Source organism: Paenibacillus sp. Soil750, from assembly GCF_001428045.1.
Classification (GTDB): domain Bacteria; phylum Bacillota; class Bacilli; order Paenibacillales; family NBRC-103111; genus Paenibacillus_E; species Paenibacillus_E allorhizoplanae.
In genome coordinates this window covers 349,600-373,867 of sequence record NZ_LMSD01000023.1, presented here as the reverse complement: position 1 = coordinate 373,867, position 24,268 = coordinate 349,600, and the positions used below count along the sequence as shown (strand labels likewise).

The 24,268-nt window shown below is 44.5% G+C and carries 18 protein-coding genes; 3 read left to right on the top strand and 15 right to left on the bottom strand.

The genetic code is table 11. The features are described from left to right. Window positions 1-121 precede the first annotated feature (121 nt). Window positions 122-1,192: an SDR family oxidoreductase gene (locus ASL11_RS21670; protein ID WP_056619526.1), complete on the top strand. Its 1,071-nt coding sequence runs from the start codon at window positions 122-124 to the stop codon at window positions 1,190-1,192. A 46-nt stretch (window positions 1,193-1,238) separates the two neighbouring features. Here the strand turns inward: ASL11_RS21670 and ASL11_RS21665 are convergent, their stop codons facing one another. The 3 genes from ASL11_RS21665 to ASL11_RS21655 all read right to left on the bottom strand — a co-directional run bounded on the left by ASL11_RS21665 (window position 1,239) and on the right by ASL11_RS21655 (window position 3,579). Continuing rightward, on the bottom strand, window positions 1,239-1,619 hold the full coding sequence (locus ASL11_RS21665; RefSeq protein ID WP_056619524.1) for a winged helix-turn-helix transcriptional regulator: 381 nt from the start codon (window positions 1,617-1,619) through the stop codon (window positions 1,239-1,241). Between the two features lie 334 nt (window positions 1,620-1,953). Further along, the gene (locus ASL11_RS21660; RefSeq protein WP_056619521.1) at window positions 1,954-2,739 is read right to left on the bottom strand and encodes a DeoR/GlpR family DNA-binding transcription regulator; all 786 of its coding nucleotides are present in this window, start codon (window positions 2,737-2,739) and stop codon (window positions 1,954-1,956) included. 201 nt (window positions 2,740-2,940) lie between these two features. Next, window positions 2,941-3,579: an aminotransferase class III-fold pyridoxal phosphate-dependent enzyme gene (locus ASL11_RS21655; protein WP_056619519.1), complete on the bottom strand. Its 639-nt coding sequence runs from the start codon at window positions 3,577-3,579 to the stop codon at window positions 2,941-2,943. Between the two features lie 350 nt (window positions 3,580-3,929). On the opposite strand from ASL11_RS21655, the gene ASL11_RS21650 reads away from it, so the two are divergent. Beyond that, entirely contained in the window at window positions 3,930-4,733 is an 804-nt protein-coding gene (locus ASL11_RS21650) for an HAD family hydrolase (RefSeq protein WP_056619516.1), read from the top strand. A 147-nt stretch (window positions 4,734-4,880) separates the two neighbouring features. Here ASL11_RS21650 and ASL11_RS21645 read toward each other — a convergent pair whose 3' ends face one another. The 8 genes from ASL11_RS21645 to ASL11_RS21610 all read right to left on the bottom strand — a co-directional run bounded on the left by ASL11_RS21645 (window position 4,881) and on the right by ASL11_RS21610 (window position 18,128). Further along, window positions 4,881-7,238, bottom strand: a complete 2,358-nt coding sequence (locus tag ASL11_RS21645; protein ID WP_056619513.1) for a family 43 glycosylhydrolase — start codon at window positions 7,236-7,238, stop codon at window positions 4,881-4,883. Between the two features lie 4 nt (window positions 7,239-7,242). Continuing rightward, complete coding sequence (locus tag ASL11_RS21640; protein ID WP_056620231.1) at window positions 7,243-9,264, bottom strand: alpha-L-arabinofuranosidase C-terminal domain-containing protein; 2,022 nt, start codon at window positions 9,262-9,264, stop codon at window positions 7,243-7,245. A 24-nt stretch (window positions 9,265-9,288) separates the two neighbouring features. Beyond that, a complete protein-coding gene (locus tag ASL11_RS21635; RefSeq protein ID WP_442953074.1) occupies window positions 9,289-10,185 on the bottom strand; it encodes a carbohydrate ABC transporter permease in 897 nt (298 codons plus the stop codon). A gap of 10 nt (window positions 10,186-10,195) precedes the next feature. Then, window positions 10,196-11,152, bottom strand: coding sequence for an ABC transporter permease (locus ASL11_RS21630; RefSeq protein WP_056619508.1), 957 nt, complete (start codon window positions 11,150-11,152; stop codon window positions 10,196-10,198). Window positions 11,153-11,179: 27 nt separating this feature from the next. Continuing rightward, window positions 11,180-12,763, bottom strand: a complete 1,584-nt coding sequence (locus ASL11_RS21625; protein ID WP_056619505.1) for an extracellular solute-binding protein — start codon at window positions 12,761-12,763, stop codon at window positions 11,180-11,182. 118 nt (window positions 12,764-12,881) lie between these two features. Then, window positions 12,882-14,477, bottom strand: a complete 1,596-nt coding sequence (locus ASL11_RS21620) for a response regulator transcription factor (RefSeq protein ID WP_056619502.1) — start codon at window positions 14,475-14,477, stop codon at window positions 12,882-12,884. Continuing rightward, on the bottom strand, window positions 14,478-16,256 hold the full coding sequence (locus ASL11_RS21615) for a cache domain-containing sensor histidine kinase (protein WP_056620230.1): 1,779 nt from the start codon (window positions 16,254-16,256) through the stop codon (window positions 14,478-14,480). It abuts the gene before it with no gap. An 84-nt stretch (window positions 16,257-16,340) separates the two neighbouring features. Continuing rightward, window positions 16,341-18,128, bottom strand: a complete 1,788-nt coding sequence (locus ASL11_RS21610; protein WP_056619499.1) for a family 43 glycosylhydrolase — start codon at window positions 18,126-18,128, stop codon at window positions 16,341-16,343. 305 nt (window positions 18,129-18,433) lie between these two features. On the opposite strand from ASL11_RS21610, the gene ASL11_RS21605 reads away from it, so the two are divergent. Continuing rightward, the gene (locus ASL11_RS21605; protein ID WP_162261662.1) at window positions 18,434-19,192 is read left to right on the top strand and encodes a helix-turn-helix domain-containing protein; all 759 of its coding nucleotides are present in this window, start codon (window positions 18,434-18,436) and stop codon (window positions 19,190-19,192) included. A 44-nt stretch (window positions 19,193-19,236) separates the two neighbouring features. Here ASL11_RS21605 and ASL11_RS21600 read toward each other — a convergent pair whose 3' ends face one another. The 4 genes from ASL11_RS21600 to ASL11_RS21585 form a co-directional block, all read right to left on the bottom strand. Continuing rightward, window positions 19,237-20,049 (bottom strand): TatD family hydrolase, encoded by an 813-nt coding sequence (locus ASL11_RS21600; protein ID WP_056620228.1) that lies wholly within the window; start codon window positions 20,047-20,049, stop codon window positions 19,237-19,239. 59 nt (window positions 20,050-20,108) lie between these two features. Further along, window positions 20,109-21,419, bottom strand: a complete 1,311-nt coding sequence (locus ASL11_RS21595; protein WP_157257007.1) for an AAA family ATPase — start codon at window positions 21,417-21,419, stop codon at window positions 20,109-20,111. Continuing rightward, window positions 21,416-22,837, bottom strand: a complete 1,422-nt coding sequence (locus ASL11_RS21590; RefSeq protein WP_056619493.1) for an RtcB family protein — start codon at window positions 22,835-22,837, stop codon at window positions 21,416-21,418. Before ASL11_RS21590 ends, ASL11_RS21595 begins: the two co-directional genes overlap by 4 nt. A gap of 303 nt (window positions 22,838-23,140) precedes the next feature. Further along, window positions 23,141-24,256 (bottom strand): slipin family protein, encoded by a 1,116-nt coding sequence (locus ASL11_RS21585; RefSeq protein ID WP_056619490.1) that lies wholly within the window; start codon window positions 24,254-24,256, stop codon window positions 23,141-23,143. Window positions 24,257-24,268: the final 12 nt, after the last annotated feature.

Sequence of the window (24,268 nt, the reverse complement as noted above, 5' to 3'; positions counted from 1 at the left end):
CTGAATATACCTCGATTACTTTAAAGTACTTATGTCACTTTAAAGTGCGTACTTCCTATGTATGGTTAGTTGATGCAAAATAATGTTATACAAAGAATAGTACAGAAGGAGCTGAAACCCTATGAATAATGAATCTACAACAACACGCAAAGTTGCCTTGGTCGTGGGTGCGAATGGTGTTATCGGTCGCAACCTCATTGATCACCTCATCACTCTTCCTGATTGGGATGTGATCGGCGTATCGCGTCGCGGTGGAGAATCTAACAACCATGTTCGATATGTGGCTGCGGATCTACTCAATATAGACGATCTTCACGAGAAGCTAAGCGATTTAACTGGGGTAACGCACATTTTTTATGCTGCTTACCAAGACCGTCCAACTTGGGCTGAACTTGTTCCACCGAACCTCGCCATGTTAGTGAACATCGTAGAAGTGATCGAACCAATCGCATCGGGCTTGAAACATGTCAGTCTGATGCAGGGATACAAGGTATACGGCGCACATCTCGGCCCGTTCAAAACTCCTGCTCGTGAGACAGACGCTAACCACATGCCTCCTGAGTTCAATATTGATCAGCAAGATTTCTTAGAACAACGGCAAAAAGGTAAGGCTTGGACTTGGTCTGCACTCCGTCCTTCTGTAGTCTGCGGCTTCTCGCTTGGAAATCCGATGAACCTCGCAATGGTCATAGCGATTTACGCATCAATTTCGAAGGAACTTGGAATACCTTTGCGGTTTCCAGGTAAGTCGGGAGCTTACAACAGCCTCTTGGAGATGACGGATGCTGGGCTTCTCGCGAAGGCAACAGTATGGGCGGCGACCGACGAGCGCTGTGCGAATCAGGCATTCAACATTACGAACGGTGATCTGTTCCGTTGGAATGAGTTATGGCCGAAGATAGCTCAATACTTTGGTATGGAAACAGCGCCTCCGTTGCAGATGTCTCTGGACGTTGTCATGGCGGACAAGGAGCAGCTTTGGAACAAAATGGTTGAGAAGCATGGGCTTGATCGAAATTCCTATAAAGACGTATCTTCTTGGTTATTCGGCGATTTCGTGTTTGCATGGGATTACGATTTTTTTGCCGACGGAACTAAGGCTCGTCGTTTAGGCTTTTACGAATTCGTCGATACCGAAGCAATGTTTATGAACATCTTCAACGACTTCCGCAAACGTAAAGTCATCCCGTAAACTACCGTATAAAATAAGAAAGCCGACCTTGTATTGGGTCGGTTTCTTAACTGTTATTAACGTCAGTAAGTATTGGATTAGCCAGAACAGTAGCCTTTCCCTCGTACTTTCTCTCTATATGCGAGTCTCCCCAACGACACATCAGATGTAGGATTTCCTTTAAACTCCAGCCGTAGTCTGTCAACTCATACTCAACTCTAGGTGGTACCTGATTATAGGAAATACGTAAGATGACACCCTCTTCTTCAAGCTCCCGAAGGTGCTGCGTTAACATCTTTTGGGTAATTGCGGGAATCAAGCTCTTAAATTCATTATTACGTTTCTTACCGAATGTCAAATGAAAGAGAATAACAGGTTTCCATTTCCCACCAATTACCTCTAATGTTGCCTCTACTCCAGTGTTGTAATTTTTTTCAGTTTCGTTCATACAACTTGCCCCTTTTCGAATATTTCGACACAGGTCATTAGTAACTCCTGATGAATTGGAGCCATTAAATGTCCCTATTAAACATTATAACTACACTATTAATCATCCGTATAGCTATCTTAACTTCATTTAACGTTAACGCCCACATTAATAAACCAAATGCACTCTACCTTCCACTTTATAAGGCTTCTCTCAACTTGTATCACCTGGTAAAGAAGACCCATCGCGTCTCTCTCCTCAAAACAAATTCATACCAATTAATTGCAATTAATCAAACAAATACCCCTCGATAAAACTTTATCGAAAGGTATTTGAATGCATGCCATGGAATTCATTACGTAGCCGCGACCCATGCCACGTCTTTTTTCAATAAATACTCTTCCCATTCCTTCGGTGCTGGGACATCGCTGACGATAATATCAACATCTTTCAAATCTGCTATTTTATAAAATTGGACAAGCCCGAATTTGGAGTGATCCGTGACGACGATATTGTTCTTGGACTGTTCCATCATTTTTTTGGCTAATTGACCACGTTCTTCATCAAAGCCTGTAATGCCCTTGTTCATCATGATTCCATCAATCGAGATGAAGGCTTTATCCGCGTAGAAATTCTCTAACATTTTTTCGGCTAATGATCCTGATACACGGGATTGCACGGAGCTCACTTTGCCGCCGATAAAGAAAATATCGCCTGAAAATAACTCTTTATTTTTATAATCGATTAGTAAATATAGGGCAGGAACCGAATTCGTCAATACGGTAATATTTTTCTTATTCAATAAATAATCAATCATATGTAGCGTCGTCGTGCCATCATCGATGAAAATAACTTCATTATCCTCAACCAACGTGGCTGCTGCTCTACCGATTTTCCGTTTCTCTTCTGCGTACAGCACTTCGCGCTTTAATTGAGAAGGTTCTTCACGTGAGAGATTGATTTTCACCGCACCGCCATACACCCGCTTTAGCTTGTTTTCTTCCTCCAGCTCCTCTAAATATCTACGAATCGACTCCGAAGACACACCAAGACTCTCAACTAACTCATTTGTCTTTACTTTGCCTTCCAGATTAAGCTGGTTAAGGATATAATCCTTTCGCTCTTCACCAATCAATGACATAACATGTAACCCCCATTTTTTCATTGCGTTGTAGTGTAATTATATGGTTTTACTTGTGACTTTGCCAGAGGGATCAAGATTGCAATCGTCATCATCCAACAAAACACACGATACAACCGATCACGCCATTTCCCCTCCGGAATTTGATAAGGCGTTGATTTGGAGGAGGTCATTGAACGTTGCTTTCGATCCACGAATCGATCAACCGCAAATGCGATAAAAGCCGGAAAACACACAGCGGTAGGAGTTAAAAGGAATTACATGCTCCGCGCCAGGGAGCAAAGGTCCAAGCCCTCTGCGGAAAGCACCCTCACCGCCAACAGATTTGGCATCGAGGGAAGCGCCGTGAAAAGCGCCCCACATGGAAAGTGTCTTATACTTTCCAGTGACAGCCCGCGCTAGCTTCAAAGCCATGCCAATCGCCGATGTCGCTCCCGGTGCGAAAAGCACACGGCTCAGCGATCCGTTCGTTAGTTCAACTAATTTATTGGCCAGATCAATAGCAGGAACATTCGTATATCTTCTGGTGCAGAAAGAGAGTTGATCCAACTGCTGTTTGACGGCTTCAATAACTTCCGGATGGCCAAAGCCAAGCTGATGCACATTGTTGCCGTGGAAATCCATAATTCTTCTTCCCTGAGCATCCTCTACGTAAATCCCTTCACAAGCAGATAAGACGTTTAGACAAGGTGAAGACAATGTTTGGTGTAAGAAGACATCCTCATCCTCTTGAAGAATGGTTCGCACTGCATCATCCACTTGATCGCTCAACCACGCTTGGCGCGCATCCGTCAAATTGATATCGCCTTCGGTCTTCATATAGGCTTTGTTCTCGTACATCGTAGTCACCTCAGGTTGGATTTGGTTGTTCTTGTTTCTTATGATACAAGGCATTTGTCATCTCACGGTTAAATACATGTAAAATTTATGTTTTTGTGTTGTTTTATTTTGTTTTAGTTTGATTTAAAGAAAAAAGGCTCCTAATGGGATTTCCCCATTAAGAACCTTACATTTTGTTTAATATTGTTGTTTGTTGTTGATTTTTGTTTAATCGAACGAAAAATCAATTGATAAAGCACGATTTATAAGGTACTATCAACTTAAACCTCAATAAAACAACAACATTCCAGAAAACATACAGATCCTATGTTGCTGCATTAGAGATCCAAAACAAGGAGGATTTCACATCTATGTATAAGAAGCAAGCCCTAATTTTCGACTTAGATAACACCTTATTATGGGATGAGAAGAGCATTAACGAGTCGTTTCAGGCAACATGTCGTCAAGCGGCAATTCAATTCGCTGTAGATGCTGTGCAACTTGAACATGCCATACGTGAATCGGCAAGTCAGCTATTTAAAGCTTTGGAATTATATGATTGGTTGCATATGATTGATGTGACCGATCTAGAAGCATTATGGGGAAATTTCCATCAAGGCGAACATCCGAATTTTGGCAGAATGCAAGAGTTAGCCCCCCAATACAGACGTGACGTATGGAGTCAAGGACTAAACGTACTAGGCATTGATAATCCATCATTAGCTGTCCAACTGGCTCATCAATTCATGGAGGAAAGAAGAAATCGTCCTTATGTTTACGACGACACCTTCAACGTACTTGAGGAATTACGCAAAGAATATAAACTATTGCTAATGACCAATGGCGCACCTGATATCCAACAAGAAAAAATTGATAGTATACCGGGACTTGCGGATTATTTTGATCATATTGTGATTTCTGGGACCTACGGAGTCGGCAAACCGAATCCTGCCATTTATCGCCATGCGCTGGATCTGCTTAGTCTCACTCCGAGTGATACGGTAATGATTGGAGATACGCTTATAACAGATATACGAGGGGCGCAGTCCGTCGATATCACTAACATTTGGATTAACCGCCATCATGTTCCCCCAACACTTCCCATTCGACCAACCTTTGAGGTTCACAGCCTAAGCGAAATTCCACAGCTTTTACTTTCGATTCAACGACAATAGATGACAATAAAAAAAAAAAAAAAAAAAAAAAAAAAAAAACCGGAACCCCTTGTTTGGAGTTCCGGTCTTATTCATGTTAAACAACTTCATTTAATCGCACAATCCGATGATTCCGCTGGAGCTCAAAGTTCCCAAAATTCACTACTACTACTTGTTAGTTATCATCAGTGGTGAAATCGTCCAAGCTGTCGATACGCCACGCAGGCCGACACGACCTAGTAGAAACGCATTCGGATCCTTCCACGTCAAGATAGGTTTATGGCTATCTTCAGAGAAAACTTCCATGGATGTTCCTTTCAGGTTCACAGAAATGTGGCGGGTTTGTCCAGGTTTAAAAGCAAGAGCGCCGGATGTCGCTTCCACCGAGTTCTCGTAGCTTACACGCCTTAGCACAACTTTGTCATTCAGAAAAGCAAGCGTGTAGCCCATGAAAGCATCCTTCACCTGATCCTTGAAATCAGACTCGTTCGTAGTCCGCAGCAGGACGCCCACTTCGTCCGACGTTGTTGCTTTGAGTGTCACATCGAAACTTACGGAATAATCCGTCCAACCGGGGTCCCCGCCGAATCGATTAACAAGGCCGACGGCCGTCGGTTTAATGACCGTCTGCTCTGGCACAGCAACAGTTTGACTCGCTTCCACGTATCGAAGCGTGACTTCTCCCTTCGCACCATGCAGCGACAGCCATTGTGTTCCTGCTTTCAGCTCGAACTCGCCAAGCGGTATCTTTGTCCACGCTGCATCGTCTGCGAATAAAGACGCGTCCAGCTTGATTGACTTGATGTTTCCGTTGGTTTCAACCGCCAACGTTGAACCTGCCGAAGTCTTGGCTGCATTTACGGAAAGCAGATAGCTGCCATCCTCACGGACGTTGATCGGAAAGTTGAGACCATCTTCCTTCTTCGAAAGGACGACTGCATCACTGCCATCCGGCGTTAAGCCAGATTGGATAACTGGACTGCCTTCAACATCAGCATGAACAGCTTCCAATGTACCGGGTAGCGGTTTGATCACATGCCTATCACTACTGCCGTTCACTTCATTCGAGAAGGCTGTGTAATGAAGCTCAGGCTTCGCCCCTTGCGGCCACGCATAACCGATTCGGCCAGCTTTCCCAGCCATTGCGGTTTGCTCGATCTTCAGCAGTCCGTCCCAATAAATGATTGTACCCGAGCTGCTTGACTCGATCCGGATCGTATGGATCTTCGCTAGATCCGTCCCTCTCGGCAGGTGCTTCGACGCAACAACTGTTTCGACGCCTTTCACACGGTCGATCAGAGAAAGCTCCATTGTCGCTCCATTCACACGCGTTAAACGGTAATTGTCAGCATCCCCATATGCGAATATGGCATCCAGCGAAGAATTCAGCCCGCTACTTTTCGCAACATTCCATCTAAAATTGTATTCAGTGGTGTACAAGTTACCTGTAGCTGCTCTTGTGAGCAAAATCTCCGTACCATCGGCTTGACTCACCTGCTCCCATTTGTCAGCAGAAGGAGCACCGCCCGGAACGTCGCGAAACGCCGGCATTCTTGGCGCTTCCTGCGGTGAACCGTGTGTCGGACCGAGAACAGACATCTTGTCACCGTTGAACACGAGCCTGTCCAGGTTCAGTTTGCGAACAGGCGGTCCTTCTGCAGACCGTCCGACTAGGTTATGGTAGACCATAAAATAGGAATCTAGATCAGGACCCATGACTGTCGCACTGTGGCCAAGTCCGTTGAAGTCATTGGCTGTGGAAATCAGAATCGGATTGTTCTCAGGGATTTTATAGGTACCTATCGGAGATTCATGATTGACCCCGTAATTAACACGGTATCCTTTGCTAAATACGTGATTTCCCGTATAAGTGATGAAATAGCGCTTGTTACGCTTGATGATCATGGAACCTTCTGTCCAATGTCCGAGCGTGGCGTTCAACTGCTTACCCGGTTCAATTGTATAGGGATCACTCATCAAGCTTGCCATGATACCGTTCAATTTGGCATGTGTGAAATACCATTGCTCATCGTCGTCGATAAACACGGAGCCATCGATTGTGAAACCGAGATTATCCGTCTTCTTCACGAAAGGTCCTGTCGGCTTATCACTTTGCAGAACGTAATGACCCTTGCCCGCCGGTGACGTATACATATAGAATGCGCCGTTCCAATAAACGACCTCGGGTGCATACGCACCTTCACTGATCGCCTCCTCGGTTACCAAGCCTTCATAGCGCCAGTTCACAAGATCGTCAGAGCTCCACGCTTTCACACCAACTCTCCGATCCTTCGTACTGCAATACAAATAATATTTGCCGTCAAACCGGAGAACATAAGGATCCCCAATGCCGTAATCTTCCCATTCCTGCTCCAACCCGAACGGATTCTGGTACGTCTGACTTAAAGATATCGCCATCCTATCGGTCCCTTTCTTTCCCCAGAGCCGGGGCGTAATCATCACAATTGCCGAAAGAAGTACACAAGCAACTACAATCCAAATCCATGTCTTTTTAACTTGTCGCATCCAATTATCCTTTAAGGCGAGTGATTTCCAGTATGTAGACAGACGATGCCTTTAGCTCACAGCTTACTTGGGCGTTCACAACTGGAACGTCAAATCCTTTGCAAACTACTGCCTCCGGGTGATGCACATTATTGAAGGCATCCGCATGTTCCCCTGTTAGTGCTAATAGACGGGCTGTACCCGACTTAACGAATCCATCCAACAGCACTTCGGTTACGACATTCTCTATACCCCGATTCACCATGAAGATCGTGAGTGTATCTCGGTCAACACTTTGGCAAGCCACAACATCCAAATTCGGCAAATCATCTAACTTAGGCGCAGTAGGTACAAGACTCTTCACACTAAAGCTGCCACATTCGGTATGACTCTGAACGACATAGCCTAAGTCTCTGTTAGCATACATGTTCATGACATAATAGGTTGGTGTACCATATACGGTTAAGGCGTTCTCCGTTCTGCCCGAGGACTTACCTCGAAACTGATCCGCATAGAAATCCCCTACTCGAATACATCCCCCAAGCCAGCCATTGACTAAATCGGAGAAACTGCCGATCTCGATTAGATCACTATTTCGAATAAATTCATTCAAATTAGCTGCATTTGCAGCAGCTGCTTCAAGAGTATGTTCATTGGGAAGTCCCTTACGAATTGTATTCGGATAGTACATCGTGTTATATTCGGTGATTGCTAATTTCAGATGGGTGTAGCGCGAATCGGAGTTGATCAATTCTCTTACTTGTCGAACAGATTCCCGTGTCCATTCTGGATAGGAAAGGATTGCTTTATAACGTTCTTCTTTCGATGTGCGATCATTCATCCCAAATCGATTATAGCCGTGATACAAATGCAACGTTACATAATCCATATGCTCTGCAGCTCGCTCTAACAGGATTCGGTTCCAATCCTGCTTATCATCGCCACAAGCAAGCAGCTTAATCTCAGGATCGATGGCCTTCATCGCTTTTGCGAACCGTACGTAACGATCTGCGAATTGCTCTGCGCTGCAGTGCCCGACTTGCCAAGGCCCCCAGACTTCGTTGCCAATCTCCCAGTACTTCACGCCATACGGCTCAGCGTGTCCATTCGCAGCCCGCAGTTTCCCCATTGGCGTGTCCAAACCGCCATTACAATACTCAACCCATTCGGCTGCTTCTTCCGGCGTGCCAGAACCATCGTTCACACAAATAAGCGGCTCCACCTGCAAGTCACGGCAAAATTGGATAAACTCGTCTGTGCCAAAATACTTATTCGTCCAGCCTCCCCATGCTTCGTTAATCACACAAGGGCGCTTATTCACAGGGCCAATCGCCTGCTTCCAGTGATAAGCACTAATATAATTTCCTGCAAGCCGCATCATGCCGGCGTTCAAGTCCTTCGTCATATCGACAACTTCCTTGCGAACAAGGCCAACATGGTCAGACGGAAGCAGTGAAATATGATCCAGCCAAAGCATTCCTGTGGAGACATTATCTCTCCAGCGTTCATGCTCCGCAGGAACATATAATCTGAACTCCGCTTGCTCACAAAGTCGACTGACCTTGATACGAGATGCATATCGTTTCCAGTTATGACTCTCGATCTCGATGCGGGTAGACCCCAGCACTTCTCCACTGGCTGTGTCCACGATCTCTGCTGTAAGGAACTTAATTTCAATAGAAGTTCTAGCATAGAGAGCTAATTCGTAGCCATGCTGATCTTCTTTTACAGCAATTGCTTGACGAACTCCTGCATAGGCCTCGTCATCGCTATATATATGTATCAGTTGGCTATGCCCGGAGTGATAAGTAGCAGCAGGTTCAAGCGCGAACACCGTACTTTTCCCATTCGTGAATGGACGCCAGCTTCCAGAAAGCCCTCTATACGTTACATCGTTACTTTCAAAATCCATATCCGATAGCGGATACGCCAACATTGCATCCATATGATCACGAATATCTTCCACAAAATGGCCGAATAGATACGGATTAATTCTGTCCTTACCGACTTGATTCGTATTCACTTGAATCTTAGCTTTTGCTTGCATGAACATAACGCTTCCTTCCATTCTTTATCCTTTTAATGAACCAATCATAACGCCTTTCACAAAATGCTTTTGTACAAAAGGGTACATCAGTAATACAGGTAAGCTGGAAATAATAATGACGACATATTTGATGCTTTCAGCCAAAAGGATTTTGGATTCAAGACCTACACTACTGTCCACCACGTCGGCTTGACTAACCATCAGTACTTCACGCAACACCAGTTGTAACGGGTATAAATCTTTGCTGCGAATATAAATCAAGGCATTGAAGAAGGAATTCCAGTGACCAACCGCATAAAATAAGACCATCACCGCCATAATCGGCTTTGATAACGGTAAGATGACATGGGTTAATAACTTCCAGTTGGAACATCCGTCCATATGGGCCGCTTCTTGAATCTCCCAAGGGATGTTGGATTGAAAATAGGTTCTCATCACGATCAAATTGTATGTGGCAATCGCACCAGGAATGACTAATGCCCACATCGTATCCACCATGCCTAAATTTTTTACAAGGAGATAAGACGGGATAAGCCCTCCGCTGAAAAACATGGTTAGCGTGATGAATACCATGATAATTCCCCGACCAGGTAAGTCTGGTCTCGACAGCGGGTAGGCCGCTAATGTCGTCATGATCAAATTGATTATTGTTCCTACTGCCGTGTACAAAATGGTATTTGCGTATCCGTTCCATATTTGCTCGTTTTGAAAGACGTTCTGATAGGCCTCTAAGGTGATCTGTTTAGGCAGCAAAATCACTTCCCCATTCAAGACCAACGCAGGATCACTGAAGGAGGCACTCACGATAAATAGGAGCGGGTACAGGACCACCACGACGATAAGGAATGCTAATCCGTTAACCACGGCATCGAATACTTTCTCATCCGACTTCCTTTTCTTGCGCATTTGTGCCTGCATCATAGGTCCCTCCTCACCAAAGACTAGTCTCCGCCTTTTTACGGGCAAAGCGATTCACGAGTAATAATAATATCAAGTTAATGACAGAGTTAAACAAGCCAATAGCTGCTGTATAGCTGTATTCGCCTTTTAAAATACCTGTCGAGTACACGAAAGTGGAAATCACATCACTGGAATCCAAGTTCAAATTATTTTGCATAAGCAATATTTTCTCGAAACCAACATTCATGAAATGTCCTACATCCAGAATAAGCAAAATGACGATAACCGGAAGTATGCCTGGGATAGATACGTGCCAAATGCGCCGCATCCGGCTGGCGCCATCCATCTTAGCCGCTTCATACAGTTGCGGATTGACTCCGGCGAGCGCTGCTATATAGATAATTGATTGCCAACCCATATTTTGCCATATATTCGAGCTAATGAAGATCGGCTTGAACCACGCTGCCGAATCGAGAAATCGAACCGGATCTCCGCCAAACGACTCAATAATGGCATTCAAAGGACCACCACGCGGAGATAAGAACAACATCAGCATCCCTACCATGACGACGATGGAGATGAAATGCGGGATATACGTAATGTTTTGCACAATTTTACTGAACGCTTTATTGCGGATTTCGGTAACGATTAAGGCAAGTAGAATAGGGATTGGAAACGCAAACAACAAAGAGAACAAGTTAATCGAGATCGTATTCCATAGCAACCGCCAGAAATAATAAGATTCAACGAATCGCTGGAAATGATCAAGACCCACCCATGCGCTTCCGCTAATCCCTTTCGCCGGACTGAAGTTTTTAAACGCAATTTGCAAACCATATAAGGGTCCATAATGGAATACAAGGTAATATACAATGGGAATGAGCAGCATCAAGTAGAGATCATAGCGACTACTCAATGTTTTAAAGAGGCTGGAGCGCCTCGATTTGGTTCGAGACGCAACGCCTGCTGTCTTTGCTGTATTGTTCATCTGTAGCCCTCCAGCCGTCAGCCGTGCTTATTTTTGCTGTTTGAGGTTATCATAGGCGACCTGATACAGCTTCTGCAGTTCATCGATTTTCATTTTCTTCAATGTGTTCTGGAACTCTCCCCATTTATCAAAACTTAGGGCGCCAGCAATAAATTTCGTACTCTGCTCTTCGTAATATTTATCAATATCGTTACGAAGTATATTGATCTGTTGCGCTGTTTGCTCATCAAACATAGGCGCTGCATAGCGAATCTTCGGCATGAATGGATCAAGCTTCTTCTGTGCTTCTTGAACTTGCGGTGGGTTAATGAAGGAAGCAACCTTATCACTGATCAAATGAGGTGCCCCGCCTCCAGCATAAGGGGTGATTTTGGATTGATTGCCAGTAGCCAAGAAAGCATCCGTGTAATAAGGAATCCCATTTTTCAACTCATAATTCTCACCCTGACGTCCGAATCGCAGCATGGTGGATCCTTCGTCACCATAGAAATAATCAACCCAACGCATCGTTGCTTCCGGATTCTTATTTACCGATGTGATCGCAAATGCGCCAAAATCTCTCGGTACCGGAGCGGCTAATTGCAGTCTATCACCATGCGGTCCCTTAAGCGGTGCGATACCGATATATTGATCTTGAACCTTCCCATCCAACATCGGATTGTTCGTCTGATCGAAGAAGAAGCCCGTATTTCCCGTCCCTTGCTTCGTCAGATATTGCGCTTCCTTTTGCGTAAATAGCTCTGTATCCAACAGCTTTTCCGCATACAGCTTATTTAAATACATCAATAATTCTTTATTCCGGTCGCTTCCCATCCAGAGATTAACCTTGTCATTCTCTAGGTTAATGTTATAACCTAATTGGAAGTCTAGACCGAAAGAGCCAGCCATGATTGGTACGATACTGAGGCCATTACGCGCCGTCATTGGAAGTTCGTCCTGCTTGCCGTTGCCATTGGGATCTTTATCCCGGAAAGCTTTCAACACCTCATACAACTCATCCGTCGTCTCTGGTTCCTTCAGATTCAACTTCTTCAGCCATGCTTGATTTATCCATTTTTTATCGGTTCTGGCCGAGTTGACACTCACAATACCTGGTAGCGCATAAATATGACCTTCGGGTGTTGTAATAGCGGAACGAATCTCTGGATACGTTTCCATTAATTTTTTTATGTTAGGTGCGTAAGCTTCTATCAGCTTCTCCAGTGGGATTAATTGACCACCAGAACCATAACGAGTTGCCTCTAGAGGCGTAAGGGCCGAGCGATACATAACATCAGGAAGCTCATTCGAGGCAAACAACAGGTTCTTCTTCTCAGGGAAGCCATCTGTTGGCGCTTCAATAAATTCAACTTGGATATTGCTCATTTTTTCATAGTCCTGGAACACTGGCATATCTTTAAAAGGCCCATTGGACGGCGCGATTCGTGTAAACATTTTTAGCTTCAGCGGCTCTTTAACGATAGGAAAACCTGCTGTAGTAACACCTTTTGACTCATTCGCCGGGGTTTTACCCTCATTTTCTTTACTAGATGTGTCCGAACTGCAAGCGGAAAGTGTCAAACTGGAAATAACTAACGTTGAGAAAAGTACTGTCCCCCAATTTCTTTTCATGCTTTTGTTCCTCCGATCAAGTTGTTTTCTCGCCCTATTTAGAAAGCGTTTTCTAAGGGTTGCTCTCAGTATAAGGAATTATCACTTTCCTGCGATTCAACATTTATGACTTTCCATTCTACTTTTTTGACTGTTTCAGTTGATCCATATACACCTGAGGGGTCATCTCTGTAATACTTTTAAAAACCTTGAAAAAGTAAGTGTAACTTACAAACCCTACCTCACTGCTGATCTGTTTTAACGCATATGTGCCTGACTGCATGAGCATGCAGCTTGTTTGAATACGAACCCGGTTCAAATACTCAGTAAATGTCATTTGCATTTCCTCTTTGAACAGTCTGCTTAAATACGATGCATTCAGATTAAGTGAACTCGCCGTCATGTCCAAAGAAATATTAGAAGAATAGTTGTCAGCTATATATTGCAGTGCTTTCGTTATATGGCGCGAATATGAGCCTCCTACACGCTGTTTCTTGATAGCCTCAACAAGGCGTGCATAGTAGTTTACCATCCAAAGCTCAAGCTCAGAGACACTTCCCATACGTCCAAGTTCTGCCCTTGTGGGGATATGCTCGGTATCTTCTAAAGCAGTCTGCGGATTATGCCGTTTCCATGCCATTTCAACGAGATGTAGCAGTTCACTGACTATGATTTGTACGGTCAACCCATACACAGGCTGCCTGCGCAGTTCAGCAAATATCGTCTTAATGAATTGGCTAGCTCGTTCGCCATCCAATTGCTCCAGATAAAGCAGCAGCTGCTTCTGTTCTTTCATGCTTGGAGAGGCTTTCAATATGGATGCGTTTAGATCCTGATCGTGTTGGACGTTCAACTCTTGATTCGCTTTGATGTAGCTTGGACGAACCAGTCGCAAATTTCCGCAAAGAGGCCCTATCGCGTAAACGCACTTTAAGTTAAGGAATTTCTCCAAGGAATGCGATAGCGCACTCATGGCTTGATTCATTTGCGTCGTAACCGCATGTTCACTACGCTCCTCTGAGGAAAACAAGACGATAAAACGTCCCTCCCCTACATAGCCTACCGTCCGTTTCTGAACATCGCCAATCGCCATCTGCATGACTTCGATCGCTTGAAGCACTAAACGATTCTTCTGTACATCGGTTAAAGACTCCGTCAACAACAGAAAAGGGACGATTTGTACAGCAGCAGATCCATAATTAATTGAATTCATATAGAGCTGATTGTCACGTGCGTAAACCTGCAGCGCTTCACTTGCATCAACAGTATCTCTAGCCAAATTAGCTACGTGCTCGCGAAGAATAACCGGACTTAGATGTTCAATCATTTTGCTATGCGCGTTTCGAGCTTCTTCACTCCGCAGCTCTTGGACCGCTTTATCGAGAAGTGTCAGCAGAGCTGACGCTTGTAATCTATGTTTGAGTAAGTAATCAATAGCCCCATTCATCAGACAAGTCCGAACATAATCATAGTCGTCAAAGCTGCTCAGCATAATCATTTTAACCTTTGGAAATCTTTCCTTGATCTCCCGGCTTAGCTCTACCCCATTCATGATCGGCATGCTCACATCCAAGATCGCGATATGCGGTGTCATCTGTTCCATCATGGTAAGTGCCATAGATCCGTTATACGCCTCACCACATATCGTGAACCCGTGCTTTTCCCAATCCAACATACTCTTCACGTCATGACGCGCCAATGCCTCATCATCAACTAATAATACTTGAAACATCATTCATCCCTCCTGAGGCAAGTGATTCTTAACCGGCAGTAATGGAAATCTAATCTGCACAGTCGTATGCGTATCGGGTTCACTATAAACAAACACGCCGTATGGCTCCCCAAACAAGCGTACAATTCGTTCATGGACATTTTGAACACCCATACCACTAAAGCGTGTATTCGTCTGGACTTTATTCCTTTCAAACAGCGCCTCAATCTTTTCCTGGGACATCCCTTTGCCGTTATCTCTCACTTCAATTCGCAGCTCTTTGTTCTCCTCATAAATCCGAATCAACACCACACCCTCATACCCCGAGGCCGATAGTCCATGAAGAATGGCATTTTCCACAAGAGGTTGCAGCATTAACTTCAAAACGTTATGTTGTAAAAGCTCTTCATTTTCGACATCGATATTCAGTTGCAGAGGCTCTACATATTTGTATTTTTCAATGGTCACGTAACTGCGGACGTACTGCAATTCTTCTTGCAGCGTAAGAAATTCATTTGTATTCCCAAGAACGCCGCGCATCAGCTCAATCAAGGATTCTGATACCTCTACGATATTCGGCACCCCGTTAATCTTGGCCAAATACTTAACCGTATTCAGCGTGTTATAGAGGAAATGCGGACGTATTTGAGCTTGTAAAACGGCCAATTCCGCTTCACGCTTCTCTTTCTCGGTTGTTACGATCCCTTCAAGTAAACGCTTTAATTCTTCAACCATGCTTTTAAAAACGTGATATAACTGTCCTATTTCATCCTTGGTATGAATTTCGACGGTTGGCAGGGTCATATTGCCCTCCATGACATGCATCATCATCGAACGTAATCTGCGAATATTTCTTGTTATTCTGGAGGAAACTTGCAGTGTCCCTATGACGATAATTACAAACACAATGATCGCTACAGTGGACAATACATTACGAATATGGGTCGTTTCCGTCAAGAGAGACTTCATCGGAACGATTGCCACTGTGGACCATCCTGTATAATCCGATTTCCGAGTGACAACTAGGTAAGATTGTTGGTTAATGATTCTTTCAACCGAACCGTCCGTTCCGGCCAGTTTCTGATTCATTTGAATGATCGTCTCTTTGTCAAATGTACTGTTTTGAGGTTGGTAGATGAACTCATTTTTTCTGTCTACCACGTACAGCATGCTGTCCGATGTCGGTTTGACATCAAAGATTTTCTTAATGAAATCGTCATTGAGATCGAACATCACCATACCGATTAAATTTCGGTTATAACGGAGTTCGCGACCGGTAACGATGGAGTTATTGAAGCCTGTTTGATGAAAATAAGCATGGCCTGAGCCATTTTGAAGTAAAGCATCCATCATCGGTGAGAATAACACGTTCTTGTCAAGCCAAGGAGAACCGACGAAAAACACCTTTTGATTCAACCCAATGACGGCCACTCGTGAAATGTAGGATTTGTAAGCAATCAAAGCCGATAAAAATTCCTCGATCCGTTTTTGCTCCTGAAACCACTCGTAGCTTGGTTCCTCTGTCTTGCTAAGCAGCGTATCCAGCACTGTTTTATTCGTAGCAACGACCGTATTTAATCGACTAACCTCCTCCAAGCGGAGATTTAATGACTCGTCTGCCTGCCTTATGCTTTCGTTAACGGAAGTAATGGCATTATTCTTCACAGTTTCTCTCATATATAAATAAACAATACTAGTCACAGCAACGATGCCAATTAACGTAACCAGACTGAATGCTACAAAGATTTTCCCCTGAATGCTCACCGTAGGCGAAATCAGCTTTTTGATAGAGAACAACTTCATAAACGGGTAGCTCCTTTCCATTTCAACTAGCAAAAGAAAAAACATGAACCCAGCCCAATCCAGAGCTTGATTCATGTATTTATCTTACTCACAATAAGGCTCGATGCATAGCCCCGCTTCATCCTCTTCGACATGAAGTACGACAATTCCTGGACGCGTCCGGAATGGCGCAGTGCGGTCGTTGCCAAAAAATGTAGACATGAGTCTGCCGTCATGATCAATAAACATCGTTCCGTGGCCGCCATGTGGAACTGCCAATCGTCTTGGGGTATACGGGCCGTACAGCTCATCCGCTACCGCATACATCAAATCGTAGGTACCGTCAACGCGTTTATCACCGTTCCATTCTGCCGCACCCAGAATATACTCGCCTTTATATTTCACGATGAAGGCACCCTCGTAGCCAACGCGTTGCCCATCCGTACATAACAACTTGCGAGGGTCTTCCGCAAAGCCCGTCATATTCGACTTCATCCTGGCAATTTTACCGTCCTGCCAAACAAAATACACCTGACCATCCTCATCTTGAAACAGACTGGAATCAATATCCGTATTTGTCATTCGCCCCATATCGATATAGGGTCCCTCCGCAAGTCCGCTTATGCTTTTAATCATCCCCGTACCGCCGCCTTGAAGTGAATACGTGATCCAGAATGTATCATACAGATAAATCATCTCTGGTGCCCAAAGACAAGGGTTCTCATAAATGTTGTTCTCCCAAGTGCCATTCTCGGACAAATCCCATACCTTCGCTACATGCTTCCATTCCTTCAAATCTGTCGAACTCCATACGTGGAGCTGGTTATTTCGATCCCAAAAATTGTGATGAGGCTTATCCGACGTTCCCGTCAAATAATAGATGCCATCCGGCCCTCTACTAATATGCGGATCACGAATCGGGAAGTCAGCGATGGGTTTAAGCGTTCCTACCCCACCTTTTTCAAGCAGTATGTCCTCACTCGGTCTTATTAAACCAGATCTCACCACGGACATTTGTACTACGGAAGGATAATGCTCGACCAGTGAATAGCTGCCACATCCAGAAAAAGAGGCATACAACTGATTGTCTATATCCGTAAATAATGAGATTTGACCGCCATGAGGAAGTGCCAAATACCGCCGACTGTAGGGACCATAGATCGATTCACTCACCGCGACAAAGGTATCCACAGCATCGCTCCCCATCCTAGCAAGAGCATCTGCGCAAAACATGTAATAATACCCGTCCCTTTTGTATAAAAAAGCCCCATACGATCCTACCTGCAAATGCTGACTAAACGAGGGATGATCTTCCCTCCCCGCAACCTTCCAAGGCTGTACTTCTACCATTCGAGGTAATTCCACGAGACCTGTCAGGTCCTCCGTCATTCTGGCGATGTTGCCGTTTCCGTAAACCCAATAAACCGCTCCGTCATCATCCTCGAACAGCGAAGCATCCTGTCCATCATTCGTTATTTTCCCCATATCCCGAAATGGACCCTGAACAGAAGCAGACAAGCTTTGGAACAAACCCGTGCCGCCTTCACTTAACCCGTAAGTAATCCAGAACGTCCCTTTCATATAGTGGATTTCCGGAGCACAAATTCCCTTAGAACCACTGCTCGCCTTCTGCCATGTGCCGTGTTGCTCCAAGCTCCATATGTTTGTTGGACCGCTCCATGATGTTAAGTCGGAGGATGTCCATACTTGTATATTTAAGCCATCTGTCGTTCCGGTCAAATAGTATCTATGATCCGGTCCCTTACAAATACTCGCATCACTTAACAAAATATCTAAAATTCGTTCTATGGGTAGGGCAGATTCCGAATAGCCTGTACACGCGGACCATTCCGTCTCAGGATGCGGAGGCTGCATGAGAAAATCGCTTTTCATTTCGATGATTCCTTTCATCTACCTAGTTGTGTTTGTAGGATAAGTATAGCGTGCTTTGTACAAACGCTTAATAGAGAAAGAGGTACGTGAGGTGAGGAAAAGGGACATCTGAAATCAAATAATGCTGTTGTGCTTCATCATGGATTCTTGGTAAAATTACCGAAAGATGAAACTACGACAAAACTACTTACCAATGAAGAAAGAAGGAACCCCATATACAAGTAATGCTAAATAAACCTGGTAAGTCTGGGCCTATCTATCACCTGCCATTAGTAGGAGAGCCTCCTCCTCTAAGTGTGCAGTTCTTGGGAATTAATTATTGTGAAAAGGAATACAGGAATATTCGAACGCTTGCAACGATTACCGTTTTCGGTTTCGTATTGTCAGGCCAAGGCGTTGTTAGGGTCGATACCCAATCCCATACAGCTTGTGAGGGCGACATATTTATCCTGCCAGCAGGTTGCTACCACGAGGTTACCTCGGACATCCATCATGAGGAGCAATGGAGCTACATCTGGCTTAATATTAGTGGAAACTGGATCCTAAAAATGCTCGAAGCTTACCAATTGCTTCCACATATCGTGACGCAGGATAGCGGGTTAGAGCATCTGTTTAAAGAGGCCATTGAAGCCGCAAAACAAAAATCCGTCGAGGACATGCAATGCGAGCTTCAAATCATCCTCATGCGAATGATCGTTGGCCTTTCTGAAACATTACGTAAAAGAGGCAATGCCTTAACATCAAACGTACAAGCTATCAAGCAATTTCTGGATAACAGCATCCTTCATCCCTTCGACTCGCGAGGGCTCTCCTCCCATATTGGCCTTTCCATGAAGCAAATGAATCGCTTATTTAAACGAGAAGTCGGAACAACCATCTATAATTATGTGATTACTAAGAAAATAGAATCCGCTAAGCTAATGCTGCTCGACACGAGACTAACTATTAGCGATATTGGTTATAAGCTGGGATATGATGATCCGCATTATTTTTCGAACCTGTTCTATAGCAAAACCAGTGTGAGACCAAGCGACTTTCGTCGGATATTTAGTCAAAGCGGATAGGTGAGGAGAAGGAGGATCTCCCATTGAAGCTTCAGGGGAGATCCTCACCTATTCATCAATCCAAAAAAATCCTTTGTTGTATGCGCTGTTGAATCCGCAACTTCCTGAGCAGTTTTACCAAGGCATGCTGCAACTGTCGCTGCGATGTGCGGAAGAAAAGCGGGCTCATTCCGGCCGTCCTGCGGCTTTACGGGCAAATCTCGCGGTGTGAGAAAAGGTGCATCTGTTTCAAGCATTAGACGATCTAGCGGTACTTGCTTCACAAGTTCACGCAGATGCTTACCTCTACGTTCATCGCAGATCCAGCCCGTGATTCCAATATAGAATCCTAGTTGCAGATATACGTGAAGCTCTTGCAGAGATCCCGTAAAACAATGGACAACAGCTTTATTGATTGAACCGACATACGGCTTCATGATACGAACGAAATCGTAATGAGCCTCTCGCTCATGTAAGAACAGCGGCATTTGCATTTCGCAGGCTAGCTTAATCTGCTCCTCAAACCATTTCCGCTGTATATCGCGAGGTGAGAAGTCACGGTTATAGTCCAGTCCACATTCACCAATGGCAACCACTTGAGGCAGTTTCGCCAACTTGCGCAGTTTATCCATCGTATGCTCCTTGCAATTGCGCGTGTCGTGCGGATGGATCCCTGCCGTTGCAAATAATTTCCCAGGAAATTCACCTGCATATCGCGACGCTTCATCGCTGCTTCTTAAGCTTGTTCCAGTCAAGAGGAGTGGGGTCACTCCCGCCGCAACAGCTCTTGCAACCACATCTTCGCGGTCTTGATCAAAAGAGCGATGCATTAAATTAACACCAATATCGATGAGTTGATTACTCAATTTTGTTTGCATGTCACCCTGTAACATCTCAATCACGTCCTAAATTAAATTCATAGTTAATATCACATTTCTCAACTAACCAAAAAACCAACCCTCACGTCTGTATCCTCTTTCAACCATGTCATCGTCTGCCCTTTATGCAGATCCGACTTCATCGATTTCACTAGCTTCTCGATATCCACGCTTTGCTCATAATGCCATTGAAGTGCAGCGGATACATACAATTCATTTAACTGGGCAAAAGTAAACCCTTCTGTTTGCTTCGCTGTCAAGAGTATCGAGGCTTCACTCAAAAGCTTCCCTATCCCCTTTTGCTCCAAATAGGTCTGTCTCAGCTCTAGGTCTGGGAGTTTGATTTCGTAAGCACGGTCGAATCTCCCTGCCCGGTTCATCAGTGCCGGATCAATTTGCTCGGGATAATTCGTTGTCCCAATGAGGAATATCCCTTCTTTGGAAGTCGCACCATCCAAAATGTTTAAAAAGTACGACCTTGCCCGCTGCGGCATCGCATCGATATCTTCAATCACAAGAATCATCGGCGCCATTTTAGCAGCAGCTTGAAACGCATCTTGAATAGATTCACTACCGGTGTTCTCCGTTATTTGCCAATAAGCAACAGGCGCTTTTACGCTGCCGGCAATCGATTTGACGAGCGTCGTTTTTCCATTCCCAGGCTTCCCATAGAGAAGGATTCCTCTTTTGTAAGGAAGATCATACTCTTTGAAAAAAGTGCGATCCTCCGTAAAAAACTGATCGATAGCGCGATAAATATCTGTTTTCACTTCGCTCTTCATGATGACCTCTGAACGATCAACCATACGTGTTATGGGCGCCAGTTCTTTTTCCATGCCATGAGGTCCATCCGTGAAAACGGTCACTTGTCGACGGTCCAAATCCCTGCGCCGCTGCCGAGCGTGTTCTAGAAAACGTAGTAAACTCGCATCATCGACAGCAAAAACAAAATCCTCTTCTCCGACACCATTCGTTCGAAAGATAGGTACTCTAGCTAAAGCGACTCCCCAGGACGGGTAAGCAAAAACGTTGTTCCGCAGGGTAGGATACGTTCGATATGCCGCAGCATCATTTTCCCCATCGATCCCGAAAGCACGTGACTCCATATGATCGAATATCCTAGTGACAAACTGCACATCACTTGACCCTGTCTTCACATCTTGTTCAAGCAGCTCCCAATACTCTTCTTTCCTATCATCACTCAAATAGAGTTCAAAGTCGTGACAGTACTTCTTCCCCAGCACGTTTTGAATCCGTTCTACTACATAGGCATAGTCCCCATATGCTTTAAGCGAGTCGCCTTTAGTCCTAATCGGAGCTGTTACTGCCGGTGATTCTTCGTTCATTTCTATGCTATGCACATGTCTCATTTAGCACCTTTTACTGTCGCCATAGGCTTACATTTAGCTACTACTTCAGCCAAACCCGCTCCGACGACACTTTCAATAATTTGATCAACATCTTTGTAAGCTTGAGGCGATTCATCTAGAATCGACTCTAACGACCTATGATTTACGACAATTTCATCATCCGTACCTACTCGCATGGAAGAGGCAAATTCATTCAGCGTTATCAATCTTTTCGTCGCACTGCGTGAGCGAATTCGCCCTGCTCCATGACAGATGGAGTGAAAGTTGGCTTTGCCACCCGGTGCTCCTACCATTATGTAGGAAGATGTCCCCATTGAACCCGGAATCAGCGCAGGGTGACCTGTTGTGAGATAAGGATGTGGGTTATCCGGATGGCCTGCCGGAAGCGACCTCGTTGCCCCTTTACGATGTACAAAATAGGACTGCCCTTCCTGCTTTTCCTCCCATGCATAGTTATGCATTAGATCGTACAGGGTGGTCATTTCAAACTTCGAGCCAAACACATCTTTACCAGCCTCACGAATGGCATAGGCAATCAGATGGCGATTGACAACCGCATAATTGAGTGCAGAATACATCAGATTGACATAAGTCTTCGCTTCAGGATGTTCCAAGGGTGCAAATAAGAGCTTAGGATCGGCCGTTCCTAATCCGTTCATCCGCATCACCTTCAACATATCACTGCTGCAAGTTTGGCTCACAGAGCCACCCCATGCACGCGAACCCGAGTGAATCATGATGACCACTTGACCATCAAATAGTCCCCAGGCTTCAGCCACCTCTCGGTTCTCTTCCGCAATCTCTATCGACTGAATCTCTGCAAAATGATTCCCATTCCCAAGTGTACCAAGCTGTCGATGTGACCGATGCCAAACATGACTCGGAAATCGATTCAATGCATTTTCATCCAAAGTAAATTTACTGCTCTCAACATGCGTAAGCGATGTTGCCTTTCGAGGCGTATAGCCATCCGGAATATACTTCTTCGGTAGACCATGCAGCCCTTTGGTAACGATGTGTTCCAATCGGATGTCCGAGAAATGACCGCGTGCGTGATCCTCAACGGGTAAATACTTCTCGATCGACTTCACCAGTTTGCGGCGCAGCTTCACATCTTTCAGCTCATCTTTATGCAAATTCGTCATATGCACGCGCATGCCACAGCCAATATCGCTGCCAACAATAGACGGTGATACATATCCGTTATCCGTATGCCATACTGCTGTCGTACCGATGCAAGTACCAACACCGACATGTACGTCAGGCGTATAGCTCATATACACTTGATTTGGAATCTGCAAATTGTTATTAGCCATCTGAAATACTTGATAATCTAGCGCTTTAAATAACTCAGGTCCTGCGTATACATGGACGACTCCCGCTGGGATCTGGACCTGTTGATAATAATTTTCTTTCATTGTTTTGTTCCTCTCTTTTGTAGACGCAAAAAAGCCGTAGACCAACATCGTCTACGGCTTTTCATGTCAAATTTAAATAGGCTAACTCAAAGAGTACCTACGTATTCGTCACAAGTCCGGTTGAGACCGATGGTATGAAGTGCTTTTCAGTTGTCAGGTTATTCATAGAAATTTGATTGCGAATCATATCGTCGGCCTCCTTTCCATTCATTTACAAACATCATACGAGTCAAAGCCAAGAACTGTCAATCCATCTGCGGCGGAAAGATTAATTATAATGATCATACCTATTAATAAAATCTATCAGCCCTTAGAAAGGTTTCTATCTCCAACAAAAGAGTTCAACTGCTCTAATAAGTTGCCTCCACCATGAAAAGAAATCGTCCCGATTTTCTCACAGATCTTCTCCAGGAATTCAAGCTCCTTAAGCCGGAACAGGGTTTGGTTCTCATCCATAAGCTTAGCCGTATTCAACAAGCTTCTCGTAGAAGCCGTCTCCTCGCGCCGCGTAATGAGATTGGCTTGAGCTTTTTTCTCAGCCAACAGGACCGTATTCAGGATATCTTTCATTTCACCTGGCAAAATAATATCTTTCACACCCGCCGACAAGAATTGCACGCCATAATCTAGACTTTTCTCATTCAAGCGTGACAACACGTAGGTAGTAACTTCCTGCTTCATTCTCAGCAAATCATCTAACTTCAAAGTACCGACATACTCACGTAATACAAGCTGCAGTTGAATGTACATTTGCTCTTCAAACGACTTGATTTCAAGCGCTCGAAGAGCGTTCAAAACGCGATATTGGCACACAAAGTTAAGTCGCAGAGTGACCTTATCCTCTGTCATCATTTCTTGCCCTGTCATATCCATTTGCTGTTGACGAAGGTCGACGGTTTTCACAGAGACTCCGACAGGTCCCTTCCAGAAATAATATTTGCCGGGAGCAAGCTCCTTTTGCATGACATGGTTATAATACAAGGCTCCACTTTCGTGACTAGCTACATCAAATGTTTGATAGTAACCAATGAGCTTAGGAATGATAGCTGGATCAATCTCATTGGGCAATTCAGGATTACGTATGTCTGCCCGAAGATAGGTGTGCTCTTTCAATACATTCCAAAAAGCATATCTTCCAGCTGTCAACAAGCCAACGAATTTGCCATCTTCATAATGCAGCACATATTCATTGTCTTGAACCTGTATCATATCCAGCTCTTTGATGAGTATGTCGTCATGCATAAACAACTGAAGATCTTTTCCTTTTACATGAAAAGCGTTCATAATATTTAAAATCTCAACATGATCATCCGAAAATGGTGACAGCCGATAAGTGCCAGGTTGTAAGCTTTTATAGTAGCTGCCTTTACGAAATAGCAGTCCTCGTTCGTCATTGTGTATCGTTACTTTTTTAAACATGTTAAACCTCCT